At 62.1% G+C, this 25,826-nt stretch carries 24 protein-coding genes and 2 tRNA genes; 14 read left to right on the forward strand and 12 right to left on the reverse strand.

Annotation, left to right across the window (positions count from 1 at the left end; translation table 11 throughout):
* Position 1 precedes the first annotated feature (1 nt).
* On the forward strand, positions 2-901 hold the full coding sequence (locus HXX25_RS08845) for an Hsp33 family molecular chaperone (protein WP_187165566.1): 900 nt from the start codon (positions 2-4) through the stop codon (positions 899-901).
* Here the strand turns inward: HXX25_RS08845 and HXX25_RS08850 are convergent.
* Both HXX25_RS08850 and apaG read right to left on the reverse strand, forming a co-directional pair.
* The gene (locus HXX25_RS08850; RefSeq protein ID WP_187165567.1) at positions 896-2,353 is read right to left on the reverse strand and encodes a TrkH family potassium uptake protein; all 1,458 of its coding nucleotides are present in this window, start codon (positions 2,351-2,353) and stop codon (positions 896-898) included. The genes HXX25_RS08845 and HXX25_RS08850 overlap by 6 nt on opposite strands.
* Before the next feature lie 18 nt (positions 2,354-2,371).
* Positions 2,372-2,869: a Co2+/Mg2+ efflux protein ApaG gene (apaG, locus tag HXX25_RS08855; RefSeq protein ID WP_233346618.1), complete on the reverse strand. Its 498-nt coding sequence runs from the start codon at positions 2,867-2,869 to the stop codon at positions 2,372-2,374.
* A gap of 33 nt (positions 2,870-2,902) precedes the next feature.
* Here apaG and HXX25_RS08860 point away from each other — a divergent pair, with 33 nt between their 5' ends.
* The 3 genes from HXX25_RS08860 (at position 2,903) to HXX25_RS08870 (ending at position 5,134) form a co-directional block, all read left to right on the forward strand.
* Positions 2,903-3,916 carry a 2'-deoxycytidine 5'-triphosphate deaminase gene (locus tag HXX25_RS08860; protein ID WP_187165568.1) on the forward strand — a complete coding sequence of 338 codons (1,014 nt, stop codon included), beginning with the start codon at positions 2,903-2,905 and terminating at the stop codon, positions 3,914-3,916.
* Positions 3,917-3,966: 50 nt separating this feature from the next.
* Positions 3,967-4,040 (forward strand) — tRNA-Gly (locus tag HXX25_RS08865).
* Positions 4,041-4,153: 113 nt separating this feature from the next.
* Positions 4,154-5,134 carry a hypothetical protein gene (locus tag HXX25_RS08870; RefSeq protein ID WP_187165569.1) on the forward strand — a complete coding sequence of 327 codons (981 nt, stop codon included), beginning with the start codon at positions 4,154-4,156 and terminating at the stop codon, positions 5,132-5,134.
* A 164-nt stretch (positions 5,135-5,298) separates the two neighbouring features.
* Here HXX25_RS08870 and HXX25_RS08875 read toward each other — a convergent pair.
* From HXX25_RS08875 to HXX25_RS08900, 6 genes are all read right to left on the reverse strand, one after another.
* A tRNA-Arg gene (locus tag HXX25_RS08875) sits at positions 5,299-5,375 on the reverse strand.
* Between the two features lie 76 nt (positions 5,376-5,451).
* Positions 5,452-7,311, reverse strand: a complete 1,860-nt coding sequence (locus HXX25_RS08880) for an ABC transporter ATP-binding protein (protein WP_187165570.1) — start codon at positions 7,309-7,311, stop codon at positions 5,452-5,454.
* Between the two features lie 12 nt (positions 7,312-7,323).
* The gene (locus HXX25_RS08885; RefSeq protein ID WP_187165571.1) at positions 7,324-8,751 is read right to left on the reverse strand and encodes a sulfotransferase family protein; all 1,428 of its coding nucleotides are present in this window, start codon (positions 8,749-8,751) and stop codon (positions 7,324-7,326) included.
* Positions 8,748-9,599 (reverse strand): sulfotransferase, encoded by an 852-nt coding sequence (locus HXX25_RS08890; RefSeq protein WP_187165572.1) that lies wholly within the window; start codon positions 9,597-9,599, stop codon positions 8,748-8,750. Before HXX25_RS08890 ends, HXX25_RS08885 begins: the two co-directional genes overlap by 4 nt.
* A 170-nt stretch (positions 9,600-9,769) precedes the next feature.
* On the reverse strand, positions 9,770-11,899 hold the full coding sequence (locus HXX25_RS08895; protein WP_187165573.1) for a reprolysin-like metallopeptidase: 2,130 nt from the start codon (positions 11,897-11,899) through the stop codon (positions 9,770-9,772).
* A gap of 76 nt (positions 11,900-11,975) precedes the next feature.
* Complete coding sequence (locus tag HXX25_RS08900; protein WP_187165574.1) at positions 11,976-12,959, reverse strand: P1 family peptidase; 984 nt, start codon at positions 12,957-12,959, stop codon at positions 11,976-11,978.
* Between the two features lie 32 nt (positions 12,960-12,991).
* Between HXX25_RS08900 and ggt the strand changes: the two genes are divergently transcribed.
* Positions 12,992-14,680 carry a gamma-glutamyltransferase gene (gene ggt / locus HXX25_RS08905; protein ID WP_370543765.1) on the forward strand — a complete coding sequence of 563 codons (1,689 nt, stop codon included), beginning with the start codon at positions 12,992-12,994 and terminating at the stop codon, positions 14,678-14,680.
* Positions 14,681-14,690: 10 nt separating this feature from the next.
* On the opposite strand, the gene HXX25_RS08910 is transcribed toward ggt, so the two are convergent.
* Positions 14,691-16,097 carry a sensor histidine kinase gene (locus tag HXX25_RS08910; RefSeq protein ID WP_187165575.1) on the reverse strand — a complete coding sequence of 469 codons (1,407 nt, stop codon included), beginning with the start codon at positions 16,095-16,097 and terminating at the stop codon, positions 14,691-14,693.
* Between the two features lie 172 nt (positions 16,098-16,269).
* Between HXX25_RS08910 and rpmH the strand changes: the two genes are divergently transcribed.
* From rpmH to HXX25_RS08955, 9 genes are read left to right on the forward strand one after another with little or no spacing between them, the layout of a single operon-like run.
* On the forward strand, positions 16,270-16,404 hold the full coding sequence (rpmH, locus tag HXX25_RS08915; protein WP_109261113.1) for a 50S ribosomal protein L34: 135 nt from the start codon (positions 16,270-16,272) through the stop codon (positions 16,402-16,404).
* Between the two features lie 20 nt (positions 16,405-16,424).
* Positions 16,425-16,781 (forward strand): ribonuclease P protein component, encoded by a 357-nt coding sequence (gene rnpA, locus HXX25_RS08920; RefSeq protein ID WP_187165576.1) that lies wholly within the window; start codon positions 16,425-16,427, stop codon positions 16,779-16,781.
* A gap of 21 nt (positions 16,782-16,802) precedes the next feature.
* Entirely contained in the window at positions 16,803-18,572 is a 1,770-nt protein-coding gene (yidC, locus tag HXX25_RS08925; RefSeq protein ID WP_187165577.1) for a membrane protein insertase YidC, read from the forward strand.
* On the forward strand, positions 18,569-19,216 hold the full coding sequence (yihA, locus tag HXX25_RS08930; RefSeq protein ID WP_187167804.1) for a ribosome biogenesis GTP-binding protein YihA/YsxC: 648 nt from the start codon (positions 18,569-18,571) through the stop codon (positions 19,214-19,216). Before yidC ends, yihA begins: the two co-directional genes overlap by 4 nt.
* Before the next feature lie 9 nt (positions 19,217-19,225).
* On the forward strand, positions 19,226-20,239 hold the full coding sequence (locus tag HXX25_RS08935) for a DUF1036 domain-containing protein (RefSeq protein WP_187165578.1): 1,014 nt from the start codon (positions 19,226-19,228) through the stop codon (positions 20,237-20,239).
* Positions 20,236-20,934, forward strand: coding sequence for a pyrimidine 5'-nucleotidase (locus tag HXX25_RS08940; protein WP_187165579.1), 699 nt, complete (start codon positions 20,236-20,238; stop codon positions 20,932-20,934). Before HXX25_RS08935 ends, HXX25_RS08940 begins: the two co-directional genes overlap by 4 nt.
* Positions 20,931-21,758, forward strand: a complete 828-nt coding sequence (gene dapD, locus HXX25_RS08945) for a 2,3,4,5-tetrahydropyridine-2,6-dicarboxylate N-succinyltransferase (protein ID WP_187165580.1) — start codon at positions 20,931-20,933, stop codon at positions 21,756-21,758. Before HXX25_RS08940 ends, dapD begins: the two co-directional genes overlap by 4 nt.
* Entirely contained in the window at positions 21,709-22,902 is a 1,194-nt protein-coding gene (dapE, locus tag HXX25_RS08950; protein WP_187165581.1) for a succinyl-diaminopimelate desuccinylase, read from the forward strand. Before dapD ends, dapE begins: the two co-directional genes overlap by 50 nt.
* Positions 22,899-23,471, forward strand: a complete 573-nt coding sequence (locus HXX25_RS08955) for a hypothetical protein (protein WP_187165582.1) — start codon at positions 22,899-22,901, stop codon at positions 23,469-23,471. Before dapE ends, HXX25_RS08955 begins: the two co-directional genes overlap by 4 nt.
* 22 nt (positions 23,472-23,493) lie before the next feature.
* Here the strand turns inward: HXX25_RS08955 and truA are convergent, their stop codons facing one another.
* The 3 genes from truA to HXX25_RS08970 are packed head-to-tail and all read right to left on the reverse strand — an operon-like array spanning position 23,494 to position 25,796.
* The gene (gene truA / locus HXX25_RS08960; RefSeq protein WP_187165583.1) at positions 23,494-24,231 is read right to left on the reverse strand and encodes a tRNA pseudouridine(38-40) synthase TruA; all 738 of its coding nucleotides are present in this window, start codon (positions 24,229-24,231) and stop codon (positions 23,494-23,496) included.
* The gene (gene fmt, locus HXX25_RS08965; RefSeq protein WP_187165584.1) at positions 24,231-25,163 is read right to left on the reverse strand and encodes a methionyl-tRNA formyltransferase; all 933 of its coding nucleotides are present in this window, start codon (positions 25,161-25,163) and stop codon (positions 24,231-24,233) included. Before fmt ends, truA begins: the two co-directional genes overlap by 1 nt.
* A gap of 48 nt (positions 25,164-25,211) precedes the next feature.
* Positions 25,212-25,796 carry a hypothetical protein gene (locus tag HXX25_RS08970; RefSeq protein WP_187165585.1) on the reverse strand — a complete coding sequence of 195 codons (585 nt, stop codon included), beginning with the start codon at positions 25,794-25,796 and terminating at the stop codon, positions 25,212-25,214.
* Positions 25,797-25,826: the final 30 nt, after the last annotated feature.

Consider the following 25,826-nt stretch of genomic DNA (forward strand, 5'->3'; position numbering starts at 1 on the left):
CATGTCGGATCCACTGGGTGAAGCAGACGATCTGGTGGCCGCCTTTCAGGTCGACGGTCACGCGGCGCGTGGCCGCATCGTCCGCATGGGCGCGGCGCTGGACGACATCGTGTCGGCCCATGATCATCCCCCGGCGGTAAAACGTCTGGTCGGCGAAGCCGTGCTGCTGGCGGCCCTTGTCGGTGACTCGCTCAAATTCGACGGCCGTCTGATCGTCCAGGCCAATGGCAATGGGCCGGTGAATTTCGTTGTCGCCGAGTGGAATTCCGGCGGAGCCGTGCGCGGCTTCGCCCAGTATTCCGGCGAGCCGGTCAGCGATGATGCCGGCGTGGCGCAATTGCTCGGCACCGGCTCTTTTGCGATGACGATTGATCCGGGCGGCGAGATGGAACGCTATCAGGGCGTCGTGGCGCTGGAAGGCGACCGGTTGAGCCATTGCGCCGAGCGTTATTTCGAGCAATCGGAACAGACCCCGACCCGCATCAGACTGGCCGTTGGCGAGAACGTCCAGACCGGCGGAAAGTCGAACTGGCGCGGCGGCGGTGCCATCCTCCAGCAGATTGCCGGCGATGAGGCGCGCGGCGATGCCTCTGCCGACTGGGACCATTGCCGGGCCCTGTTTGAAACCATCGCCGATGACGAGCTGATCGACCCGGATATTTCAGCGGCAACGCTGATCTACCGCCTCTTCCATGAAGACGGCGCCCGTCTGTTCGAACCGCGCACGCTGACCAGGCACTGCCCGTGCAATCGCGAACGGCTGGTGGAAATCCTCGCCCGCTTTTCCGAAGACGAGCAGGCGGAGATGGAAAAGGACGGCAAGATCGGCATGACCTGCGAATACTGCAATCGGCTGTTTGAATTCACGCCGGAAGATATCGACACCGCCAAGGCCTCATGACTGCCAGAAGCGCGGCGTAAACAGGATCAGCACGGTCAGGACCTCCAGCCGGCCAATCAGCATATTCGCGGACATCACCCATTTGGCGGCATCCGGCAAAGGCTGGAAAGTGCCCGAAGGACCGATGATGTCGCCCAGCCCCGGACCGACATTGGCCAGCGTCGCCGCCGCCCCCGACAGCGCTGTAGTCGTATCCAGACCGATTGCCCCGAGTATCGCCGCTGACAGCGTGAAAATGGCGATGAAGGCAAACAGGAAGCCCAGCACGGAATAGACCGTTTCCGGCGACACCGGGCGCCCGCCATAGCGCAGCGGCGTGATGGCGCGCGGATGTGCGAGCGAGACGACATGCTGGCGGATCGCCAGTATCGCGATCTGATAGCGGAAAATCTTGACCGAACACGTCGTCGATCCGGCACACCCCCCGGCAAACATCAGGACGAAAAAGGCCGCCGTTGCCGGCGCGCCCCAGACCCCGAAATCGGCCGTCGCATAGCCTGTGCCCGTGATCACCGAAATCGTGTTGAAGGCGGCGGCGCGTATGCCCGCTTCGGGGGCATAGAGGTCGGCGGCAACGACAAAGACCGACATCGCCACAATGGCCGCGACGACCAGCGTGAAAAAACCCTGAACCTGCGGGTCGCGCCACAGGGCCGCCGGGTGTCCCCGCACCAGCATCAGATAGGCGGCGAATGGCAGGGCCGCCATCAGCATGAAGACCATGGCGACATAATCCGCGCCGCCCTCGGTAAAGGCGCCCATGGATGCATCGCGGGTGGAATATCCGCCGGTGGCCACCGTCGTCATGGCATGGGCCATGGCATCAAATCCGTTCATGCCGGTGGCGGCATAGGCCATGGCGCAGATCAGCGTCAGTGCCAGATAGATAAGCGATATCGCGGTCGCAATCTCGGCGGCGCGCGGCAGAACCTTTTCCGACGACGAATCCGACGATTCCAGACGGAAGAGCTGCATACCGCCCACGCCCAGCATCGGCCAGATCGCCATCGCCGTGACGATGATTCCGATGCCGCCAATCCATTGCAGGATGGCGCGCCACATCAGGAAACCCGGAGGCCGCGCATCCAGCCCCGTCACCACGGTCGCGCCGGTCGTGGTCAGCCCGGAAATCGCCTCGAACAGAGCATCGGTCCAGCCCAGCTCATGGCCGCCGAACCGCATCGGCAAGGCCGCAAAAATCGCCAGCACCAGCCACGACCCCGCCGTCACCAGAAACGCCGAACGGGTGGTCAGATTGCGGTCTTCGGTGCGAACGCCAAGCGCCACGGCCATGCCCAGAAATCCGCCCACAGCAGACGACCAGAAAAACGCCGACGCGCTGTCCATCGCGCCCGCATTCATATCCATGAAGGCCGGAATCAGCATGGCCAGGGAAATACTGGCGACCATGATGCCCAGAACGAAGAGGACGGTTCGGACCGATGCGCTCATCAGATGTTATCCAGCCAGTTAATGGACCGACGTCCGGTCATAGGGGCTGTCGAGCGAAAAGGCCGGTATCACCGCGTCAAACCGACTGCCCGACGCCAGCGACATTTCAAAACTGCCGCGCATGAAACCCGACGGCGTCTTCAGCGGCGAGCCGGATGTGTAGGAATAGCGCTGACCGGGCTCCAGCACAGGCTGTTCGCCGACCACGCCCGGACCGCGCACGGTCTCGATCTTGCCGGTTCCGTCCGTCACCAGCCAGTAACGGGAGACAAGCTGCACCGTTTCATCACCCCTGTTTTCGATCTCGATCGTATAGGCCCACATATAGAGCTGGCGATCCGGGTCGGACTGGTCGTCCAGAAATTCCGGCGTCACCCGCACGGCAACCCCGCGGGTTTCGCATTCATAACGGGCGATTTCATGTGTCTTGACCATGCCGGGATGATCCCCTCGAATGCCGGAGGCTTCAAGTCCCGCATTCTGCTCTTTCTCGCAAGCGCATAATCCCGTAACCAAGGAACCGACTCTTTTACGGTAATGGACGCCCTCATGAGCATTGCAGGCATTCTGCCCGATACCGAAATCACCGACCTGGCAGCCCGCGGTGCCATCAACTGCGACCTGCCCTTCGTCGACACCCAGGTCCAGCCCGCCAGCCTCGATCTTCGCCTCGGCCATACCGCCTATCGTCTGCGCGCCAGCTTTCTTCCGGGCCGGAGCCGGACGGTGCAGGACGTGCTCGGCAGCGGGCTCGTCATGCACGAGCTGGATCTGACCGGCGGAGCCGTGCTGGAAACCGGATGCGTCTATCTCGTACCGCTGATGGAGACACTCGCGCTCAACGGCGATGTCAGCGCTGCGATGAACCCGAAGAGCTCGACCGGCCGGATCGATGTCTTCACGCGCGTCATCGCCGATCAGGCCACAACCTTCGACCATGCCCCCGCCGGATATACCGGACCGCTCTATGTCGAGATTTCGCCGCGCACCTTCTCCATTCTCGCCCGGCCGGGTGACCGTCTGGTGCAGGCGCGCTTCCGGCGCGGCCTGCGGCAGGCCACCCGCGAAATCACCGTCTCGGTGGATCTCGAAGGGTTTGACGGCAAGGTCGGCTATCGCGCCCGGCGCCATTCCGGCCTGATTGATCTGGCAAAGATCGGCCAGCACGATCCACGCGATTTCTGGGAAGAGATTGATGTGCGCCAGGGCCGCATGATCCTCGATCCGGGTGAATTCTACATCCTCGCCTCACGCGAACCGGTCATCATTCCGCTGGATGAAGCCGCCGAAATGGCCCCCATCGCGCCTGAGATTGGCGAGTTCCGCGCCCATTATGCCGGCTTCTTTGATCCCGGCTTTGGCGTCGCAGAGGCCGGCGGCACAGGTGGCCGCGCCGTGCTGGAAGTCCGGGGCCGCGACGTGCCCTTCTTCCTCGAACACAGCCAGGCCGCCGCCCGTCTGGTCTATGAGCCGATGGCCGCCCGCCCGGCCCGGCCCTATGGCATGCAGGGCTCGAACTATCAGGCCCAGAAGCTGAAACTGGCGAAATATTTTTCCGGCTAGGGAAAGGCGCTTGCGTACCCGGCGCACGCCGACTTAAATTCCGCCACGATGCGGGTGTAGCTCAATGGCAGAGCAGAAGCTTCCCAAGCTTACGACGAGGGTTCGATTCCCTTCACCCGCTCCAGCCATTCCTCAGCTTTGAAGCTATTAGATTTTCCACCGGGTGGAGAGGTTCTCTGATAGGCTCGTCCCGCACGAACCTCGGTCGCCGAGGTCCGACAGGCTCGGAGGGCCATCATGAAATCGCTTCTATCCATCGCTATCCTGGCATCTGGTCTTGGCAGCGCTGCGGCGCTTGCGGACTCACCTCTGACGGACGCGTTCTCCGACTATCTCGGCGCTTGCTGGGCCAATCATCAGGACGGCCAACCGGCACCCGAAGTCTATTGCTTCGAGCGTCTGGAGAGTGATTTCGTCCGCATCGTCCGTCAGAATCCGGGCCCGCATGGCATGTTCTACAATGAAGAACACCTGTTCTGGGATGCTCAGGCCGAACGCATTCTGTCGGCCATGTACACGTCCGGCGGTCATGTGATCGAGAACGATGGTGCAATCGAAAATGGTCAAGCCACGCTGTTCGCGTATCGCGAGTCCGGCGAGATGAATCTGCGTATGCATTGGGGCGCGGTGACAGGCGATTTCGCCAGCTTCATCCGCGAACAATATCTCGGCGAGGATTATGGCGGCTGGAATACCGAGGCCGAACGTGTGTTCACTCGCCAGCCCGCCACCACAGGCGAGGAGCTGGCCGCTGAAATGTCGGGCGATGCCATATTTGGTGAAGCGATTGAGGCCTTTGGCCCATTGATGGGGGCCTGCTGGTCGGCATCCTTCGACGACTCGGCGGCCGTCGATACGCACTGCTTTACCGATCTGCTCGGCCGGTATGTCAGGGACCGCCATATTGTTCCCGGCAACCCGGACTATTCCGGCGAAACCGTTTTTCACTATAACCGGGAATTGGACGGACTCGTCTTTCGCTATGTGAACTCCATCGGTGGCCGGTCGATCGGCTCTGCTACAATTTCGAACAATGGAATTGAATTTGGCGAGGAAACCTACACATCCCCGGACGGCGAGGAACAGACCTTCCGCGGGCGCTATTATGACATGTCAGATGCTGGCTATTCCAGCCAGACAGAACAACTTGTCGATGGCGAATGGGTCGTCGTCTCCGAACAGCGTTTCACCCGCGCCGGTGGACCGAACGCAGAATAACGCCCGCTTCGCGGCCCGAGGATGCAAATATCAGGTGACTCATGCACAAGGATATCAAACCCGCCCACACCCCAGCTCTGAGCGCGCTTAATGCGAGCACCGGCGTATTGCAAACTTCGATGACGAAAGCCGCGCCGGGCGGAGCGGAAGCAACAAGGAAAGAATGGCGCACCGGGGAAGATTCGAACTCCCGACCCCCAGATTCGTAGTCTGGTGCTCTATCCAACTGAGCTACCGGTGCAGACCGACCGGGACAGCTATCCAGCCCCCGGGAAGGCGCGGAAACTAGCCGCGCGATTTTGTAATAGCAAGAGCCCTTATCCGTCTTTTTCAGGGTCTGCAGAAACGTCTTTTCCGCCATAGAATTCGGCCTGCTCGCGGAACAGATCGCGATAGGCGCCGGGCGCGGATGCGAGGTGTTCCGGCGTACCGGACTGGACGATCCGGCCCTTCTCCAGAACCACGATACGGTCGCACCAGCGCAGGGTGGACAAGCGGTGGCTGATCACAATCAATGTGCCGTCCTTTTCCTTCAGGGCGCGCACGAAATCGGCCTCGGTGGCGGGATCCAGCGCCGCGGTCGGTTCGTCGAGAATGAGGATATCCGCGCCCTCGCGCAGCATCGCCCGCGCCAGTGCCAGCCTCTGCCACTGGCCGCCGGAGAGTTCCCGCCCGTCGAGGAATTGCTTCGAAAGCTTTGTGTCCAGCCCCTCAGGCAGATCGTCAAGCACGGCCCCGGCCAGCCCGGCTTCGGCGGCGGCGGCCCAGCGGTCACGATCAGTCACACGAAGCCCCTCGCCCATGGCGATGTTTTCACCTGCCGTCAGGCTGTAACGCTGGGACGGCTGGAAGACGGCCGCAGTGCGCGCAAACAGGGCGGACTTGTCCCATTCGCGAATATCCAGTCCGTCGAGCGTGGCCTGCCCGGATTGCGGCAGGTAGAGCCCCGTCAACAGCTTGACCAGCGTGGATTTGCCCGAGCCATTGGCCCCGACAATGCCCAGCTTCTGCCCGGACGGAATGGTCAGAGAGATATCGCGCAACGCCGGCCGGTTCCCATTGGGATAGTGAAAGCTGACATCGGTCAGTTCATACCCCTTGCCCGCTTCCGGTCCGCCTGCGTTCCGGCCGCGCGCAACGCCGCTATCCCGGCCCAGCAAGGCATAGAGATTGGAAACATAGAGCAGGTCCTCATATCCTCCGCTCAGTGTCGCCAGCAGAGTAGTGACGGAATTCTGCCCCTGTTTGAGTACGGCGGCATACATCGTCATCTGGCCCAGCGAGATTGCGCCCAACACGGTCGCCCACACCACCCAGGCCTTGCCGCCGAGAAAAAAGGCCGAGCTGACCAGAAGCAGGATGACGCCGAATATCGTGCGTCCGGTTTGCAGGCGCATGTCCTCGCCAAACAGCCAGCGGAACAGGCCGGCATAGCGGTCGCGGATGGCCGGGCTCGAATCCGCGTGCAGACGCTCGACCGCAGCGCTGTCACTCGTCATCAGGCCTTCGAGATAATTACGCTGGCGTATCTCCGGCGTCCGTCCGGTATAAAACCGGAAAGCTGTGCCGGAAAAGCGCAATTCCGCCAGAAACAGCGGTACACCGCCCGCCAGTATGATCGCGACAGCCCACGGCGAGAACGTCCACAAGACCACGGCGAGCGAAACGAGCGTCAGCGTATGCTGGCCGCTTTCGATGACGCGGTTGGCGAGGTTATAGGGCCGCGCACTGGCATGCTGGCGCGCCAGCAGGATTTGTTGCTGCACGTCCGGCCGTTCGATGGTTTCCAGATCAAAGCGGCTGGTCTTGTCGAAGATTTTTGTGCTGACGGCGAAGCCCAGCTCGGCATGGAGCAGGCGTTTGAGGTGCACCAGAATGCGCCGCAGCGCCATGCCCACGCCCAGAATACCGGCCTCGGCGGCCACCCAAATCAGCGCCTGCTGACGGTCCGCTTCTGTCCCGGTATCGATCGCCAACAGCACCGTATCCACGATCAGCTTGGCGACATAGGCGGCAAGCGCCGGCACCAGCGCCACAAGGACGGTGGTCGCGGCAATCGCCAGCGTCAGGCGCGGCGCGGTCTGCCAGACCAGCGCCAGCGTCCGTCCGGCAAACCCCAGCGACTGCCGGAAGCCGGGGGCTTCGATGTCGCTGAAAGGGTTGTCGGACGCGGCCATATCGGGGTCTGCCTACTCCGCCACTTTCGCGGCGATCCGGGCCGCTTCCACCCGCTGCGACATGATATTGCCCTTGTGCGGGAAGGGCTCGGCCGGTTTCGGCACACCCATGAAGGGGGCCAGTTTATCAAAGCCTTCGCCTTCGCAGATATTGAGGATCAGGAGATCGTCCGGACGGTCCCTGAAATAGGCCTTCACCTCGGCAACGTGCTTGTCATAGACCCAGCTGAACCGCTCCGGCTGGTAGTTGTAACAGCCATAGACCGCCGCCCGCAAAAGCTGGCGCATCAGCAGATGGGTCTCTTCATCGGGATCATCCGTATGCTTGAAGGCCGGCCGGTTGAACCAGTGATTCTGGCAGGAGCGCAGCCAGCTCTCCCGGTCGCGCACGGTCAGGACGAATTTCGAACCGGGATATTGCTTGTCAAGCTGCTGGTAATACGGCACCGTCGTGATGTCGGTCAGCCCGTCATGATATTTCAGCAGGGTCAGATCGTACTGACCATAGGCCAGCTCGGTATAGGTGTCTTCGTCGATCGGGTAATGCGACGTATCCCAGCCCAGCATCTGCAGACCGGCGGTCAGCGAGCGCGTCCCGGTCCGCGACAGGCCCAGACCGAAGACTTTCGGCTTGTCGCCGGCCGACCCATAGACATGCCGCTGATCATTCCTCTCCAGCCAGCTTTCCAGATCCGCCAGCGTGAAGGCGTCCTTTTCCTCAATCCCCAGCCGGGTCAGCTCGCGTTCGGCATGCTGCGGCAGGTTTTCGATGAAGGCATGGGTCTCCGCCGCGCTGGCATTCTTTGAAACATGTTCACGCGCATAGCGGACGGCATGTTGCGCAATGACATAGTCATCGACCGGCCCGGAAATATCCGGCCAGTGCTTCATCGCCGAGGACAGGCGCTTCAGCTGCACCTGCGTCCGGCTGCGCAATTCGCGCAGCGCGTATTTCATGAAGACGTGGCGGTAGTACTGGAAATAGTCGTGCAGGATGTCGAAATTGCGAAACTGCTTGCTCATCCGCAACGGCTTCATCGCCAGATTGCGCAGGCGTGATTCCGGCCGCAGCACGTATTTTAGATCATCCAGCGGCGGATCGATGGCGGCCATGGCCCGCACCAGATCAATCCGCGTGATATGCACGCCGCAATGCAGCCGCCCGCGGAAACGGTCGGTGACATAGGCATCGACATAGGCGGCATCGGTCTGTTCGATAAACTCGCGCATCTCCTCGAGGATCAGACAGTCGGCATCCAGATAGACGACATAGTCGCAATCATGATCAATGCGCAGCATCTGGTTCACGCACTCGGTAAAGGGCCGCACATCATCAATGATATGCACCGCATCCGGGCGGATATGCTTCCTCGCCAGCTCCAGCGACACGTCCCGCGTGCGCTCGTCGATTTGGCGGAAGACCAGATCAATCTTCGTCATTTGCTATCGTGCTCCCAGGCCATATCGGCATTGAAGTCGCCGGCCATGTCATTGAACAGCGCCAGGTGCGGCGCGGACATTTCGGTTTTCCAGCGAAGGTCCAGGCGGATGTCGCCGGAATGCTTCGCGTAATAATCATGCGTGCGCGGGGTCAGCTTCAGGATCGCATCGGGATCGCCTTCCACCTTGTCACGCGCCGCGACAAATTGTGTGCCGGTATTGCCACCCATCGGATGGGACTCGCCTTCATTGAAGGCCAGCATGTCGGGGTGATAGGGCAACCCCGCCACTTCGCAGATGTTACGAACCATGGCTTCAGGTCTTGTCGCCAATTCCTCATACCGAACGATCAGCTTTGGCCCCTCAAAGGCGTCATAGGCTGTCTGACTGGCGGAAATCTGATCCATCCATGAGCGGATCTGTTCGGCCGCATCGCGATCTGGATATTTCCGGAAGCGGGAATTCAGGACGGCGCGGCCATCACGCTGCAGGAAGATCAGCGCACCCTCATCCCCGGCGGCCGTCAGCTCGTCAGAGCGGGCCCGTATCCATGCCGGATTCTTGGTCGAATCGACGATGATGTGGGCACCGGTAAGGGCCGCGACCTCGCGGTAGAGCGGCTTTACCTGATCCCAGTGAAAATCCGACCAGACGGGGCAATCGTCGCCGCATACCTTGCAGGCGCGCTTACGCAGCGGCTTGTTTAGATCGTGGAGATACCGGATTTTCGCGCCTTCCCCGACATAGAAAGCGCCTTTAGCCCGACCTAAAATCAATCCCAGCAGGGTTGATCCGGAATGCCCGGCCCCGCAAATCATCACGCCCTTGATGGGCGATCCCGTTTTCATTTTACAGCCTGCCTGTCCCGCGGAGTGTTCCGGGCGTCTGAAGCCCACACGGAATACTCACCCCCTCGCAAAAACCTTCATGCCGCCTTTCATGCGAAAAGCGCAAGCAAATAGCGCGGCATTGCTGCCGCGCTATTGCCGGTTATTGCAGTTGGCCGTCGAAGGCCGGACTATTGCGTACGGACCGCCACACTGGTGGCGCCGCGCGCATTCGCGCCCTCATTGAAGCGGACAAAGACGCGGTTCTGGGCCGGGTTGTTGTCAATGGCCTGGCCGTTGCCGCGAACGAAGACACCGAATGTGGCCGTGCCATTGGCACCCACATTCACCTGTGCCGTAGCGGCCCGCGGCGATGTGCATGCGCCGGTACCCGGATCAGTGGGGCAGACCTCGATGTTCTGGATGGCGAGCACCCGTCCGCCCGTATCGGCAGAAGCCGTAATCGTACCGGCGGCACCGACATTGGAAATCGCCACGGCAAACACGCCGACCTGATTGCCGGTTGTCGGCACATTCACCCGTCCCGGATCGCCCGACGCAGCAAGGGCGACGATGTCCGGAACCGGTGTCGGCGAGGAGCTGAAGATCAGCGAATTCAGGCCCAGCGTGTATTCACCGGAGCGGCGATTGGAACAGAAGGCCTCGATGAACAGATGGGTTTCGTTATTTGTCGACGCTTGGGGCAGGCCCTGATTGTCGGCAAAATCCGTCGCACTCGTGACCGAGAACACAAAGTTCTGGGCCCCGCCGGCAGCGATATCCGCTGGTGTGTTGGCCGCGCCCGACAAGGCATTGGCCGGTGTGGTGGTCTGATACGAAAACTGCGCCGGTGTGGTCCCGGCCAGCCGCAGGCCGCAGCCCGTCGCCGTGGAGCCGGTTGCCGCCGGATTGATGATCGTCGCGAAGGCCGTCGCGGCCGTTCCGTTCTGGACCGAACGTGTGATCGGCAGAACCGAAGAGACAACGCGCGGCGCTTCAGGGCGGAAATTCACGACATTCCGGCTTTCCTCACGGGCGGCACGCGCCACATCCGCTGGATCCGGATCATTGAAAGGACGCCCGCACGCACCCGTGCCGTTTGGCGGACACCGCAGTATCTCTGGGTTGGAGAAGAAAAAGGCCGTCGTTTCACCGCCAATTCCATTGGGCGATCCCGCCGGGCAGGCCTGAATTTGGGCATTCGTGGACGGGTAAGCCATGATCGTGCCGAAGTTGCAATCGACCCGGTGACCATGTGCGAAATTGCGAACGCCGCCGCCAACCTGGCCTTCCTGTTCCACATTGTGCACGAAGCCCATATTGTGGCCAATCTCGTGCGCAAAGGTCGCAGCCCCGCAAATGGAGGTTTGATCCGGCGTCAACCAGTCCGCCGACACCGAATAACCGAAGGGCAGATTAGACGCGTCCATCGTCCCGTTGGTCCCATTGGTCCAGGCCACACCGCAGGACACCTGATTGGGCAGCGCCCGCTGGATAATGCCAACAAGGTCAGCGCCATAGGTGACGCCTGCAGCGCGCAATGCACTCAGATCCTGCGTCACTTGCGCATTGCCGTTTGGATTGCCGGACAGATTTTCGAGCGTCACGCCTTGGTCCGCATCATCCGTCGTCAGATTTACGCTATCGAGATGAACCAGACGCGCGCGCAAACCGGTATCACTGTCGACCAGTGCGGTATCAAGCACAGCCATCAGATATTGAACGCGCCCGCCTGTCGCGAGTCCCCAATGCGCGGACATGCTCTGGGAATAGAAAACCGCGATATCAATTATGCCATTCGATCCGACCGGAACGGCTTCAGCGATGTCTTCGGAGAAATCCAGCTGCCCGGCTTCTGCGCGGGCCGCGAGCGCCATCGGGTCGGGAAACCGCATGTCATTGGCACTGAAACGCGGCTGAGCCGTCGCCGGCATCTGCATGATACGGTGGCCGCTGCCGTCGGGAATGATGTGCCAGATGCCCTCGTCAGTGACGATCCGGCCAAATGTGTAGCCGTTGGTTTCCGTGATCAAAATCCGGTCCAGCAGACTTCCGCCCTCAAGCCGGCCGACCCAGACCTGCGCACCCATCGACTGGGTGGTCACCCGGTCCATTTCGGCGACATAGCCTGATCCGAAATTCAGCGCGATCGTCTCACCGGGAGACATGCGCATCACATCCGGCGATAGCGAATCAAACCGGATGATATCCGGCCCGCCCTCGGCGGCCGAAATGGTTTGAACATTCGAGAACATGTCCTGGCCAAAAGCCGCAAAGGACACAGCAATAGTGGCGGCAACGCCGACAAAAACTAACTTCATGAAACTCCCCGTGGCGCGAATAAAGATGCGCCGAACGACGGATGCTAGACTTTCGGACGAACCAATGCCAGCGAAATCAGACCTTTGCCGCTTCGAAAACGCCGCGGGCAACCGCCCGTGTCAGACAATCCGCGGCCAGCGAGCCCAGCCGGGACAGGGTTAAGGCGGTCGGCTCTGCCAGCGCGCGCTGCCCGGTGGACAGGGCAAAAACGACATCGCCATCGAACGGCGTAAAGACCGGACGAATAGCGCGGGCAAATCCGGCCGACGCCATCTGCGCCAGCCGCTTGGCCTCTGCCGAAGTCAAAACCGCATCGGTGGCTATGACCGCAATCGTCGTATTCGTACCCGGAGCGGGATTGAGCTTGGCCGCACCCCAGTTTTCGGCATCAAAGGCCCCATCAGCGGAAATGGGCACACCGCCAAATTCACCGCCGATTTCGAACGGGGCCGCCCAAAAGGCCTCTGTGCCCGGCACCTTCACCGCACCAAAGCAGTTCACGGCAACAATGGCCCCGATGGTATAGCCGTCGCCGGTCTGAATACTGGCCGAGCCGATCCCGCCCGGCAGCGTCCCGGCGCTCGCGCCATATCCGGCGCCGGCCCGGCCCAGTGTCACCGCGCCGCTCGCCGCCTGAACCGCCGCGCGTCCCAGCGATGCATAGGGCGGAAGCTCGCCCCAATGCTTGTCCCCGCCATTGGCGAGATCATAAAGGATCGCAGCCGGCACAATCGGCGAAACCGGCACATCCGGACTGGACATCAATTCAAACCCGCGCCGCTGTGCGCCCAGCACACCGGCCACGCCGTCCGCCGCCGCCAGCCCGTATGAGGAGCCGCCCGACAGCACGAGTGCATCCACGGCATCGACGAGCGTATGCGGCTGCAGCGCATCGGTTTCGCGCGTCCCCGGTCCACCACCGCGCACATCCACGCTGCACACCGCACGATCATCGGGGAGGATCACGGTCACGCCTGTCCGGACGTGTTCGTCCTGCGCCTGACCCACTTTCAGGCCGGGGACATCCGCGATCGTGTTATTCGGGCCGGGTTTTGCCATAATCAGGACTTTCGCTGTTGCCGCTTCACGTTATGGTGCCATCGACTGGACCGGGAGCAAGTGTGTTGATCCGTTTTTTAAGCCTGACTCTGTTTGGCCTCGCCACCGCTGCCTGTTCGGCGCAAGAGTTCGAGCCCGGCCCCGCCATGGTCGCCGCGGCCAATCCTCATGCGGTCGAGGCCGGCCTTGAAGCCCTGCGCGACGGCGGCAGTGCCGTTGACGCCGCCATCGCCATCCAGACCACGCTTTCGCTTGTCGAGCCGCAATCGAGCGGAATCGGCGGCGGTGCCTTCATGGTCTATTACGATGCCGGGACCGGCGAAACCACCGTCTATGATGGCCGCGAAATGGCCCCGGCGGCGACAACAACAGAACACTGGCTGGACGAAAACGGTGAACCTCTGGGCTTCATGGCGGCCTGGACAAGCGGGCGCGCGGTCGGCGTGCCCGGCGTCATCGCCATGCTGGCGCAAGCCCATGCCGATCACGGCGATCGGGACTGGGCGGACAATTTCACCTTTGCCGAGGCGCTCGCCGAGGACGGCTTTGAAATCAGCCCGCGCCTCCATTCCCTGATCGTGCGGGTAGGTCAGGCGCGCGATGTCTCGACCACGCCGGACCTTCGCGACTACCTGTTCGACGACGCGGGCACTGCCCATCCCGTAGCCCATGTTCTCGCCAATCCGGACTATGCCGGCAGCTTGCGCCTCATTGCCGATGACTGGCGCAATTTTTATGAAGGCCCGCTGGCCGAAGACATCGTCGAGGCGGTCGCTGCCGGACCGGTCCCCGGTCAGATGACGCTGGAGGATCTGGCCAATTATCGGCCCGAAGTCCGCGCGCCGATTTGCCGGGAATACCGGAGCTGGAATATCTGCTCGGCCCCGCCACCCTCATCCGGCGGCGTCATCGTCAACGAGATCATGGGCATGCTCGAGCCCTTCGACATGGCGGCCACCGGGCCGGACACGGCCGAAGGCTGGCGCCGTTTCATCGAGGCCAGCCGCCTCGCCTATTCCGATCGCGACGCCTTTATCGCCGACACGGCCTTTGTCGATGTGCCGGTCGAGGCACTGTTGTCGGATGACTATATTAATACGCGCTCGGCCCTGATCGACCGCGACACCGCCATTCCCTCCATCCCCGCGGGCGAGCCGGATCTGCCCGGCACCAGCCATTTCGTCGTCGTCGATAGCGCCGGCAATGTCGTTTCCATGACGACGACGGTCGAATTCCTCTTCGGCTCCAACCGCATGGCGGGCGGATTTTTCCTCAATAACCAGCTCACAGATTTCAACTTCAACCCACTGAATGCCGATGGCAGCCCGGCGGCCAATGCGCCAACCGGCGGCAAACGCCCGCGTTCCTCCATGTCGCCGACGATTGTGTTCGACGCGGATGGCGCGTTCGAGCTCGCCACCGGTTCACCAGGCGGCGCATCCATCATTGCCTATGTCTCGAAGACGCTGGTCGGCATGCTCGATTGGGGTCTGACACCTCAGGAGGCGATCAATCTGCCGAATGTCGTCGGGCGCGGCGATATCATCCGCATCGAAGACAGCTTCCCGGCTGAGCTGGCGGACGAGCTGCGCGCCATGGGCTTCACACTCGATGCCAATCGCACGGAAAATTCCGGCCTCCACATCATTCGCCGTCTGGAAGATGGCTCGCTGACCGGTGGGGCCGACACGAGGCGCGAGGGCGTCGTGGGAGAACCCTAGGGTCCTGACCCTAGTCCACCCCCGGCAGCGTAACCGCGAACACCGTCCCGCCTTCACCTGTCCTCACCAGCACGATATCCCCGCCATGAGCGCGGGCGAGTTCCCGGGCCGTGGTCAGGCCCAGTCCCGTGCCTTCCCGGCGCGTGGAGGAGGTAAACGGCTGGAAGAGATTGTCCTGCGCCTTTGATGGCAGGCCCGGCCCGCCATCAGTCACCTCGATCCGGATGAAGCCGTCATCTTCACGGCTGCTCACCAACAGGCGTATCTCCCGCTCCACCAGCGTCATCGCCTGGATTGCATTGCGGAACAGGTTGAGGAAAATCCGGTGCACATGGTCCGGATCGGCTTCGATGGCCGTGCCCTCGGCGATCTCGTTGTTCCAGACCCCCTCGCCTTCCGTCGCCATGGCATCGGCGGCGGCTTCATCCAGCGCGAGCCGGAGATTGAGCCGCATCGTCTGCGGCGGGCTTTCCTCGGCGCGTCCATATTGCAGCGTTGCCTCGGTTAGGCGAATGCCGCGCCCGACCGCCCGCACCATGCGCGCGCCCATCTTGCGCACGCGCTCATCCTCGAACGAGACCAGCCGGTCGGAGACCAGCTGCGCCGCGGCCAACACATTGCGCAGATCGTGATTGATCTTCGCCATCGCCGCGCCCAGCGCGGCCAGCCGCTCGCGCTGTTTCAGGGCTGCCCGCACATCTTCCTGCATCGCTGCCAGCGCCCGTTGTGCCTGGCCGATCTCGTCCTTGCGCGTGTCCGGCACAATGGCGCGTTTGGGGTCCATCGGGTCTTTCTGGAAACGCGCCATGGCCGCCGCCAGCTGTCGCATCGGCCGCACAAAGGCATAGAGCAATGTCACATAGAGCAGGACCCCCGTGACCACAGCGATGAAGAGCGAGAGCTGTAACAGCCCTACGGAATAGTCCAGGAGGGCCGCCTTCAATGGAGCCTCCGGCACAATCACATCAATAATGTCGGCGGGCCGCGCCTGCGGATTGGCGATAATGCGGATAAAGCGCTCTTCGGTGATGGTGAAGGTGCGCGCGGCACGGGTAATACTGCCCCACCAGGTTTCGCGCCGCAGATCCGCTTCGATCAGGCGCGCATCAATCGGCCCGCCATAAAGCACCAGCTCGTTGCGGCCTTCCGTCACCCGCGCCACAGCGACCGCATCGGAAGCCTCCAGCAACTGGCTCACCTCCACATCGCCCAGCGTGCCGCCTTCGGCGACATCGGCCGCCAGCGCCGCGATAAAAGCGGTCTCGGCCTGGTCGGAGAGCCAGTTGGTGCGAAATTGCGCTGCCAGCGGCAGGAAGATCAGAAGCTGGGCCAGCATGACAAAGCCGAGCGTGAACAATAAAAGCCGCCCCGGCAGGCTTTCGACTGTCGCCCGGCAGACACCGATCATAACGTTCATTATACGTTGAGCGGCTGAGGGGGGAGGTAGATGTTCGTTCATATCCTTCTTCGTTCTAGGCGATAGCCCACACCGGGCCGCTGAACAAGCAGGCCGTACGCCCTTGACGACCCCTATTTGGTCGCGTAATGACCGCGCCTCTTGAGATTTGCCCATGTAATGGAGCGCGCCCGTGAAACGTACATTCCAACCGTCCCAGCTCGTCCGCAGCCGCCGGCACGGATTCCGCGCACGTATGGCCACCAAAGCCGGCCGTCAGGTTCTGGCCCGCCGCCGCGCCAAAGGCCGCAAGCGGCTGTCAGCCTGATCCCTTCTGGCGATACGGAAATGAAGATATCCCGCCTGCGCGTCAGGCGGGATTTTCTGTTTGTGGCACAAGGCCGCAAAGCGGTGCGCTCCAGCGTTGTTGTTCAGGCCCGCGAAGGCCATTGCCCTCCTGACGAGATCCGCGCCGGCTTTACCGCCACCCGCAAGATCGGCAATGCCGTTGTGCGCAACCGGGCCAAGCGCCGCCTGAAAGAGGCTGCGAGGCTGCTATTGCCCCTCCACGGACAGGCCGGAACCGACTATGTGTTCATCGCCCGCGTGACAACTGGCGCAAAGGCATGGACGCGCTTACTTGACGATGTGCAATCGGCGCTGCAAACCCTCGCCCGCCCGGCCTCGGGCGACAAGAACGACTAAAGCGGATCGGGACACCCTCTCATGGGCGACAATCGCAATATCATCCTCGCCATCGTGATCTCGGCGGCCATTCTGATTCCCTATCAGATTTTCGTTCTGGGGCCGATGAATGAGCGCCAGCAGGCGGCGCGCCTCGCCGAGCAATCCACGGCCGTACAGACCGAACTGACCGGCCTCGCCGCCAACGCCAATGCCGCGGCACCGGACGGCAGCGGCCCTGCAGAAGAACAACGCATCGAAATCGTCAGCGAAGCCGTCACCGGCTCGCTCTCCCTGACCGGAACGCGAATCGATGAATTGCGGCTGCAGCGTTACGACACCGAGGTTGATGATGATACGCCGGTGGAGTTTTTACGCCGCCGCGACGGTGCCAATGCGTTTTACGCACAGGATGGCTGGCAGGGGCTGGGTTCCGGCCCGACCGACGCGCCCGGCTTCAACGCCAACTGGACCCTCGTCTCCGGCAATCAGCTGACGCCGGAAACGCCGGTCGTGCTGGAATATCGCGGCAGTGACGGCCTTGTCTTCCGCCGCACGATTTCGCTCGACAACGACTATATGTTCACCTTCGCCGACGAGATCGAGAACACGTCGGGCCAGACCGCCAGCCTGTCGCGTTTCGCGCGCGTGCGCCGCGATGGCGAACCGCCGGCCCCCTGGTCGCCTTTCTTCATTCTGCATGAAGGCCCGATCGGCGTGGTCGGCACCACGATTCTGGATGAAAAATACCGCTCCATGAATCCAGGTGACGAAACCGATCGCTCTGGCACGGGCGGCTGGATGGGCATTACCGACAAATACTGGATGGCCGCCGTCATTCCCGATCAGTCCATGGAATTCGAAGGCTCGATGCGCCTGATCGGCCGTCAGGGGGAAGACACCTTCCAGTCCGGCTATGTCACCCAGCCGGTAGATCTTGCGCCGGGCGCGACCCTCGCCACAACAGCGCGCATCTTTGCCGGTGCCAAGCGGGTCGATCTCCTGCAGGCATATGAAGAAGACCTCGGCATTTCCCGTTTCGACATGGCCGTTGACTGGGGCATGTTCTGGTTCCTCACCCGCCCCTATTTCTGGCTATTGCACACCCTGTCCGGCTTCCTTGGCGGCATCGGCTTTGCCATTCTGGCCGTCACCGTTCTGGTCAAGATCCTGTTCTTCCCGCTGGCCAATCGCGCCTATGTCTCGATGGCGAAGATGAAGAATCTGCAGCCGAAAATGCAGGAGCTGCGCGAGAAATACGCCGACGACAAACAGAAGCAGCAACAGGAAACCATCGCGCTTTATCAGCGGGAGAAGGTCAATCCGCTGGCCGGCTGTCTGCCCATATTGTTCCAGATCCCGGTCTTCTATGCGCTCTACAAGACGCTGTTCGTGACTCTGGAAATGCGCCATGAGCCCTTTCCGGGGTGGATTCAGGATCTGGCTGCGCCGGACCCGACCAGCCTGTGGAATCTGTTCGGCCTCCTGCCCTATGACCCGTCCGGCCTGCCGCTCATCGGCACGACGCTGGCCATCGGGGCCTGGCCCATTCTCATGGGGATCACCATGTGGGCGCAGCAATCGCTGAACCCGCCCCCACCGGACAAGATGCAGGCCCGGATCTTTGCCTTCCTGCCGCTGGTCTTCACCTTCATCCTCGCGAATTTCGCCGTCGGACTGGTGATCTACTGGGCCTGGAACAACTTCCTGTCCGTGGTCCAGCAATACATCATCATGCGGCGTCAGGGGGTCGAAACCCAACTCGACAAGCTGGTTAAAAGACTTGCCAATCGCGGTGGAGAAGCAAGCTGACCGCCGAGCCCGGACGCTCCAGCTCCGGGCGCGGCCGTGCGCTTTTCGTCCGCCCCTGCGAGTTTATCAAAGGTGCCGTCGATCTCGCCGGACTGCCGCCGGCCGACATGCCCGAGATTGCCTTCTGGGGCCGGTCGAATGTCGGCAAATCCAGCCTGATCAACGCCCTGACCAATCGCAAGCAGCTGGCCCGCTCCTCAGGCGAGCCCGGCCGCACGCGAGAGCTCAATTTCTTTGATCTGGGCGGCGCGATCCGCCTTGTCGATCTGCCGGGTTATGGCTTCGCCAAGGCACCCAAGAAGACGGCCCAGGTCTGGACACGGCTGACCGAGGCCTTCCTCAAGGGACGCCCGAATCTCAAGCGCGTCTATTTGCTGATTGATGCCCGCCACGGCCTGAAACCCACTGACGAGACAATGATGGACGGCCTCGACGAAGCCGCCGTCAGCTATCAGATCATTCTGACCAAGGCCGACAAGTTGAAGCCGGGCGAGCTGGCGAAAATGGAAGCCGATACGCTGAAGCAGATTGCCAAGCGCGCCGCGGCTTTCCCCGAGCTGATCCCGACCTCGTCGACCAAAAAATCCGGCCTTGATGATCTTCGCGATGCGATTGCCGCGTTTACGCCGGAATTTTCCGGATAAGGTGAAACAATGATGTTTCGCGCTGTTCTATTTCTGAGCTTGCTGATCCCGGCCATGCCCGCGCAGGCCGCGGATATCTGCAATGAAACCAGCTTCATCGTTGAGGCCGCCTTGGGCTGGGCCACGCCGGATCGCGAGATCGCGGTCGAAGGCTGGACGCGCATTCGCCCCGGTGAATGCGTGGAGACCGGCCCGAGCATCGATCCGGACAGCGACGAACCGCTTCTCTTCTATGCCCGCTCAACCGCCGCCTATCTCGGCGGTGTGCGCGAATGGGGTGGCCAGCTCGATCTCTGCGTCGGTGCCTCCGACTTCGCCGTCGAGGGTGTCAGCGATTGCGACGCTCTGGGGCTGGACCGCCGGGGCTTTGATATTCTGCGCGGCGAGCATCGTTTCCGCACGATCCTGGTCGAACCCGCAGATTTCGGCGAAGACGCGCAGGAGGCCGGCACACAGCGCCTGCTGCGCGATGCCGGATATGATATTCGCTCCATAGACGGGCTGGAAGGCCGCCGCACAACCCGCGCCATATCCGCCTTCGTGCAGGCCGAAAGCCTGCCACGCACACCGCCACGCCCGGAGCTGATAGACGCGCTGGAAGCCGCCGCCTTGCGCCGCAATGCCGAGGCCGGGCTCATCCTGTGCAACGAAACCGAAGGCCGGATCGCCGTCGCGCTCGGGCGCGAACGTGACGAGGTGTGGGAAGCACGTGGCTGGTGGCGGCTCGATGCCGGCGGCTGTGCGCGCCTGATCGCCGATCATCTGACGCAAGCCAATGCTTTCTACTATGCCGAACGCACCGGCGAGTTGGGCGGCACCCTGCAAGGTGGGACGGAGGAATTCTGTTTTTCACCATCGCGATTTGTGGCCGAGGGCCGCGATGACTGCGCCGGCCGCGGATATTCCAGCGCCGGCTTCCGGCAGATACCTGAACCGCTTGACGGAACCAGCCGTATAGAACTGACCATTGCCGATTTCAGAATACCGGCACAACAAGCAACGCCGGAGCCTGAACAGCCATGACGCCGCCCGATCTGTCACACATTTCCAACTGGGTCTTCGATCTCGACAACACGCTCTACCCGTCCGACGCCGAGGTGATGTCGCAGGTCGACCGCAAGATGACGGAATATGTCGCCCGCGAACTCAATCTCTCTCGTGAAGATGCCCGCAAGGTACAAAAAGACTACTGGCGCGAATACGGCACCACGCTGAACGGGCTGATGGCCAATGGACAGGTCCGCAATGGCCGCGAATTTCTGGATTTCGTGCACGATATCGATCACAGCGTCATCACGCCGGACCCGCAGCTGGCGGCACATATCCGTGCCCTGCCGGGCCGACGCTATGTCTATACCAATGGCTCGATGAAGCATGCCGAGGATATCTGCCATCATCTCGGCCTGACCGATTGTTTCGATGACATGTTCGATGTCGAGGCCGCCGACTTCAAACCCAAGCCGCACCGCTCGGGCTATGATCTGTTTTCCTCGCGCTTTGACATCAAGGCACCGGAAAGCGCCTTCTTTGAAGATTCGATCCGCAATCTGAAAACCGCGCACGACATCGGCTGGACCACGATTCTGGTTCGGGCCAGACCGGGTCCGCGCGATGAAGAAAGCGCCGGGCCGGACGATCATCCCGACCATGTCCATTTCGCCGTGGATTGTCTCAAGACCTTCCTCTCGACCGCCAAGACGAAAGACAAAGCCGCATGACCGATCTCGCCGCGCTCGAAGCCACCATCAACACCGCCTGGGAGCATCGCGATCAACCGGACGCGCTGAATGCTTCTGTCGCCGACGCCGTGGCAAAAGCGGTGGGCCTGCTGGATGCCGGCAAGGCGCGCGTGGCGGAAAAGACCGGCGGCGAATGGGTCGTCAATCAATGGCTGAAAAAAGCCGTCCTCCTCTCCTTCCGCCTTAATCCGATGGGCGTGATCGGGGGCGGCATTGGCGGCGCAAAATGGTGGGACAAGGTCCCGTCCAAATTCGAGGGCTGGGGCGAAGCCGAATTCAGGGCCGCCGGTTTCCGCGCCGTGCCGCCCTGTGCGGTGCGCCGCGGGGCGTTTATCGCGCCGGGCGCCGTGTTGATGCCGTCCTATGTCAATATCGGCGCTTATGTCGGTGAAGGGGCGATGGTCGATACCTGGGCCAGTATCGGCTCGTGTGCGCAGATCGGGAAGAATGTCCATGTCTCTGCCGGGGCGGGTATTGGAGGCGTGCTGGAGCCCCTACAGGCCAATCCGACCATCATCGAGGACGGGGCCTTCATCGGCGCGCGTTCCGAAGTCGTCGAAGGCGTCATCGTCCGCGAAGGCGCGGTGCTGGCCATGGGGGTCTTCATCTCCGGCTCGACCAAGATCGTTGATCGCGCCACCGATGCCATCACCTATGGCGAAGTGCCGCCCTATGCGGTTGTTGCACCCGGCACCCTGCCCGACCCCAAGGGCGGCCCGTCCCTCGCCTGCGCCGTCATCGTCAAGACCGTCGATGAGCGCACCCGCGCCAAGACCGCCATTAACGAGCTTCTGCGGGATTGAGATGTCCGATCCGATCGATCTCGCTCAGGCCCTGATCCGCGCGCCCTCGGTTACGCCGAAGGATGAGGGGGTCATGGACGTCTTGCAGGGCGCACTGGAACAGCTCGGCTTTACCGCGCAGCGCTATCCCTTCGAGGAGGTCGACAATCTCTATGCCCGGTCGGGCACGGACGGGCCCGTTCTGGGTTTTGCCGGCCATGTCGATGTCGTGCCGCCCGGCGATGAGGCGAACTGGACCAATGGCCCGTTCGAGGCCCGCATCGAGGACGGCGTCCTCTGGGGCCGCGGCGCGGCCGACATGAAGGGCGCGCTGGCCGCCATGGTCGCGGCCGTTTCGCAGGTAAAGGCCGGACATGACATTCCCGGCTCCATCGTCTTCCTGATCACGGGCGATGAAGAAGGCCCGGCCGTCAACGGCACCAAGCGCCTGATGGAGGCCCTGCACGAGGCAGGCGAACGCTTTGATCATGTCCTCGTCGGCGAGCCGACCAATCCGCACAAGATGGGCGAGACCATCAAGGTCGGCCGCCGTGGCAGCCTCAATGGCGTGATCCGCGTCATCGGCCGGCAGGGTCATGTCGCCTATCCCGAACTGGCCGACAATCCCGTCCCGAAACTGATCGAACTTCTGAACCGCCTGCTGGCGCGCACCCTGGACGACGGGGCACCGCATTTCCAGAAGAGCAATCTGGAAGTCACCTCCGTCGATGTCGGCAATGAGCCGCACAATGTGATCCCTGGCGAAGCGCGCGCGAAATTCAATATCCGCTTCAACACGGCCCACACGGGCGATGATCTCAAACGCTGGATCGAGGGTGAGGCCAGGGCGGCCGGGCTCGGTTTTGAAGGCCGGATCGAGCTCGATCTGAAAGTCACCGGCGAGGCCTTCCTGTCCACGCCCGACCATTTCACCGAAGCCCTGAAAGCCGCCGTCGAAGCCGAAACCGGCCTGACACCAGCGCTGACCACAGGCGGCGGCACCTCCGATGCGCGCTTCATCCGCAATTACGCGCAGGTCGCAGAATTCGGCCTTGTGGGCGCCACCATGCACCAGGTCGATGAGCGCGTGGACACAAGCGATATCGAAACCCTGACCCGCATCTATGCGCGTCTGATCAAATCCTATTTCGGGCTGACCACATGATCCGCCTGTTGACCGATACGATGCAGGGCGTGAAGGCCGTCGGGCGGGCCCTGTCCTTTCGCGAAGACTGGGCCGAAACGCTCGATCTGTCGGCGAGCGGACTGATCCGCAGCTTCTTTGCAGCGATTGTATCCCTGCCCATTCTGGTTTTTGTGCTGCTCGGTCTGCAGCAATTGAATATCGACAATATCGAGGGCTTCGAAAGCCGCCTGACGGCGCTCGACCTGATCGGAACGCTGGCGCGCATCTGGCTGGTTTTCCCCGTGCTCGCCATCTTCCTGACGCGGCTGACCGGTACCAAGCATCGCTTCGTGCACTGGGTAGTCCTGCATAACTGGGCGGTTGTGGTGCTATTGATGGTGCCGGTCTTTCCGGTGGCCTTCTACCTTCTGGGCCTGACCAGCGCGGCCGGTGTCGCCTTCTCGATCGGCTTTCTCTACGAAGGTTTTCGCTATTTCGTGCATTTCCGCGTCGCGCAACTGGCGCTCGGCCTGCCCCTGCTCTGGACCATCCCCATCGCCATGATCCCGGTGATTGTGAACATGGTCCTCGCCTACGGGCTCAACTGACGCGTCCGGAAAAGCCAAAAGGCTAGTAATCCACCCGTTCCAGATAGAGGCCGTCCGCGGGCGCGACCGGCCCACAGGCGGCGCGATCACGCGCCTCCAGTGCCGCTTTCAGATCCTCCGGGGCCCATTTTCCGCGGCCGATTTCCACCAGCGAACCGGTGATCGACCGCACCTGCCGATGCAGGAAGGAGATGGCGGAACAGGTCAGCTCGACCTCATCCGCCACCCGCCGGACGGCAATCTTTTCCAGTGTCTTGACCGGTGATTTCGCCTGGCACTGGATATCCCGAAAGGTCGAGAAATCATGCGTCCCGACGAGGCATTGCGCGGCGGAATGCATGGCATCAACGTCCAGCTTTTGCGTCACCCGCCAGATCTTGCCCTTGTCCAGCGTCAGCGGCGGGCGGCGATCGATCATGCGATAGATATAATGGCGCTTGGTCGCCGAATGACGGGCGTGGAAATCCTCGTCTACTTCCTCGCACGACAGGACCGCAATCGGCTCGGGACGCAAATGCTGGTTGATGGCATCGCGCACCGTATCGGTCGGCAAATCCTTGTCGAGATCGAGATGAGCGACCTGCCCCAGCGCATGAACGCCACTATCCGTGCGCCCCGCCCCGTGAACTTCCACGGGTGATCCGTTCAGCTTTGTCGCGGCACGCTCCAGACTGCCCTGCACGCTGGGTCCGTGATCCTGCCGCTGCCAGCCCATGAAGGGCCCGCCATCATATTCCAGCGTCAGCTTGTAACGCGGCATCAGTCCAGCACCGTTCCGGCCGCCAATGTATTGCCGCGCAGGAAATCATCTGCATCCATCGCCGCCTTGCCTTCGCGTTGCAGCCGGGTCAGGCGCACAGCCCCCGAACCACACGCGATCAGCAGCGCCTCATCCAGCACCGTGCCGGGCGCGCCCGCACCGTCCCCGGCTCTGGCGAAATGGACTTTCACCCGCACGGGCCCCCTGGCGGTTGGCAATTCGAACCAGGCCCCGGGAAAGGGCGACAGGCCGCGAATCTGGTGGGCGACAACCATCGCTGGCTGCGACCAGTCGATGCGCGCCTCATCATTGGTGATCTTCTTCGCGTAGGTCGCGCCCTCGCCGCTTTGCGGGACCGCCTCCAGCGAACCTCGCTCCAGCGCCGCGAGTGCGCGCGGCCACATCTGTGCGCCTGCACCCATCAGCCGGTCATGCAGGCTGCCCGCCGTATCATGCGGGAAGATGCGCACCGTTTCCGACAACAGGATCGGCCCGGTATCGAGCCCCGCCTCCATCTGCATGATCTGCACACCGGTCAACTCATCCCCGGCCATGATGGCCCGCTGGATCGGCGCGGCTCCGCGCCAGCGCGGCAGAAGCGAGGCGTGCAGGTTGAGACAGCCCAGACGCGGCGCGTCCAGCGCGGCCTGCGGCAGGATCTGTCCATAGGCGACGACGGCGGCGAGATCGAGATCGAGCGATGCAAAATCCGCCAGCACAGCCGGATCGCGAAAGCTGTCCGGCGTGTGCACATCCAGCCCCAGTGTTTCGGCCAGCGCATGGACCGGCGTCTTCTGCTCAGACTTGCCCCGCCCCTTGCGGCGCGGCGGCTGGGTGTAGACGCGGACAATCTCGTGGCCGGCAGCGGCTATCTCCACCAGAGAGGCGGCGGCAAAATCGGGCGTACCCATGAAGGCAAGGCGAAGTGTCATGGCGGCGTTTCAACCAATCCCGCCGCCAAGATCAAGGACTATCCGCAATCAGTCCTCAAAACCCCACGGCGCGGGCGGGGCCTCGACCGGATTGGAGAGGTCGAATTCCATTCTCAGATATTGGTCCGGATTATACCACTCATACACAAACCACTGGCCGTCGAATTCCAGTCCCCAGATGTTTTCAGTCGATGAATTGAGGCTTTGCTGCTCGAAAAGGTCCAGACTGTGCGCGTCCGCGGCGAATTCGATCCGAAGGCGATCACTGATCCATGCATCCCCACCATAACCGCTCAGCGCGAGCGATGAACCGTCTTGATGGTGTTGATCATGCCTGAGATGAAAACCCAGCTCTGTACGAGATAGTACCCAGATTCGTGAGCGGTCGTTCCCGGCATGAATCGCGATGCCGATTTCATCGGCCGAGCAGTCGCGAACATGCATAATCAGCGATTGCCCGGCCCAATCTCCCGCCGGCGGACCATTACTTGTGATTCTGCCTGCGAAGGCAGCTCCACAGAACTCCAACAACGCCTCAAATAGATTAATAGGCTCGGCATTCTCACCAGGTATGGAGCGGTCTTCAGAACAAGCGCAAAGCGCCAGACACAGGGCACCGGCAAATCCCGCCAACACTATTTTTCGTACTCGAACTGGCATCAA

Origin of the sequence: Hyphobacterium sp. CCMP332, from assembly GCF_014323565.1 — a bacterium.
Classification (GTDB): Bacteria; Pseudomonadota; Alphaproteobacteria; order Caulobacterales; family Maricaulaceae; genus Hyphobacterium.

What these genes read in the sequence shown, in the direction of transcription:
- HXX25_RS08845 (WP_187165566.1), top strand. Translation starts at nt 2, where the DNA reads ATGTCGGATCCACTGGGTGAAGCAGACGATCTGGTGGCCGCCTTTCAG.
- HXX25_RS08850 (WP_187165567.1), bottom strand. Translation starts at nt 2,353, where the DNA reads ATGAGCGCATCGGTCCGAACCGTCCTCTTCGTTCTGGGCATCATGGTC.
- HXX25_RS08860 (WP_187165568.1), top strand. Translation starts at nt 2,903, where the DNA reads ATGAGCATTGCAGGCATTCTGCCCGATACCGAAATCACCGACCTGGCA.
- HXX25_RS08870 (WP_187165569.1), top strand. Translation starts at nt 4,154, where the DNA reads ATGAAATCGCTTCTATCCATCGCTATCCTGGCATCTGGTCTTGGCAGC.
- HXX25_RS08880 (WP_187165570.1), bottom strand. Translation starts at nt 7,311, where the DNA reads ATGGCCGCGTCCGACAACCCTTTCAGCGACATCGAAGCCCCCGGCTTC.
- HXX25_RS08885 (WP_187165571.1), bottom strand. Translation starts at nt 8,751, where the DNA reads ATGACGAAGATTGATCTGGTCTTCCGCCAAATCGACGAGCGCACGCGG.
- HXX25_RS08890 (WP_187165572.1), bottom strand. Translation starts at nt 9,599, where the DNA reads ATGAAAACGGGATCGCCCATCAAGGGCGTGATGATTTGCGGGGCCGGG.
- HXX25_RS08895 (WP_187165573.1), bottom strand. Translation starts at nt 11,899, where the DNA reads ATGAAGTTAGTTTTTGTCGGCGTTGCCGCCACTATTGCTGTGTCCTTT.
- HXX25_RS08900 (WP_187165574.1), bottom strand. Translation starts at nt 12,959, where the DNA reads ATGGCAAAACCCGGCCCGAATAACACGATCGCGGATGTCCCCGGCCTG.
- ggt (WP_370543765.1), top strand. Translation starts at nt 12,992, where the DNA reads ATGGTGCCATCGACTGGACCGGGAGCAAGTGTGTTGATCCGTTTTTTA.
- HXX25_RS08910 (WP_187165575.1), bottom strand. Translation starts at nt 16,097, where the DNA reads ATGAACGTTATGATCGGTGTCTGCCGGGCGACAGTCGAAAGCCTGCCG.
- rnpA (WP_187165576.1), top strand. Translation starts at nt 16,425, where the DNA reads ATGAAGATATCCCGCCTGCGCGTCAGGCGGGATTTTCTGTTTGTGGCA.
- yidC (WP_187165577.1), top strand. Translation starts at nt 16,803, where the DNA reads ATGGGCGACAATCGCAATATCATCCTCGCCATCGTGATCTCGGCGGCC.
- HXX25_RS08935 (WP_187165578.1), top strand. Translation starts at nt 19,226, where the DNA reads ATGATGTTTCGCGCTGTTCTATTTCTGAGCTTGCTGATCCCGGCCATG.
- HXX25_RS08940 (WP_187165579.1), top strand. Translation starts at nt 20,236, where the DNA reads ATGACGCCGCCCGATCTGTCACACATTTCCAACTGGGTCTTCGATCTC.
- dapD (WP_187165580.1), top strand. Translation starts at nt 20,931, where the DNA reads ATGACCGATCTCGCCGCGCTCGAAGCCACCATCAACACCGCCTGGGAG.
- dapE (WP_187165581.1), top strand. Translation starts at nt 21,709, where the DNA reads ATGAGCGCACCCGCGCCAAGACCGCCATTAACGAGCTTCTGCGGGATT.
- HXX25_RS08955 (WP_187165582.1), top strand. Translation starts at nt 22,899, where the DNA reads ATGATCCGCCTGTTGACCGATACGATGCAGGGCGTGAAGGCCGTCGGG.
- truA (WP_187165583.1), bottom strand. Translation starts at nt 24,231, where the DNA reads ATGCCGCGTTACAAGCTGACGCTGGAATATGATGGCGGGCCCTTCATG.
- fmt (WP_187165584.1), bottom strand. Translation starts at nt 25,163, where the DNA reads ATGACACTTCGCCTTGCCTTCATGGGTACGCCCGATTTTGCCGCCGCC.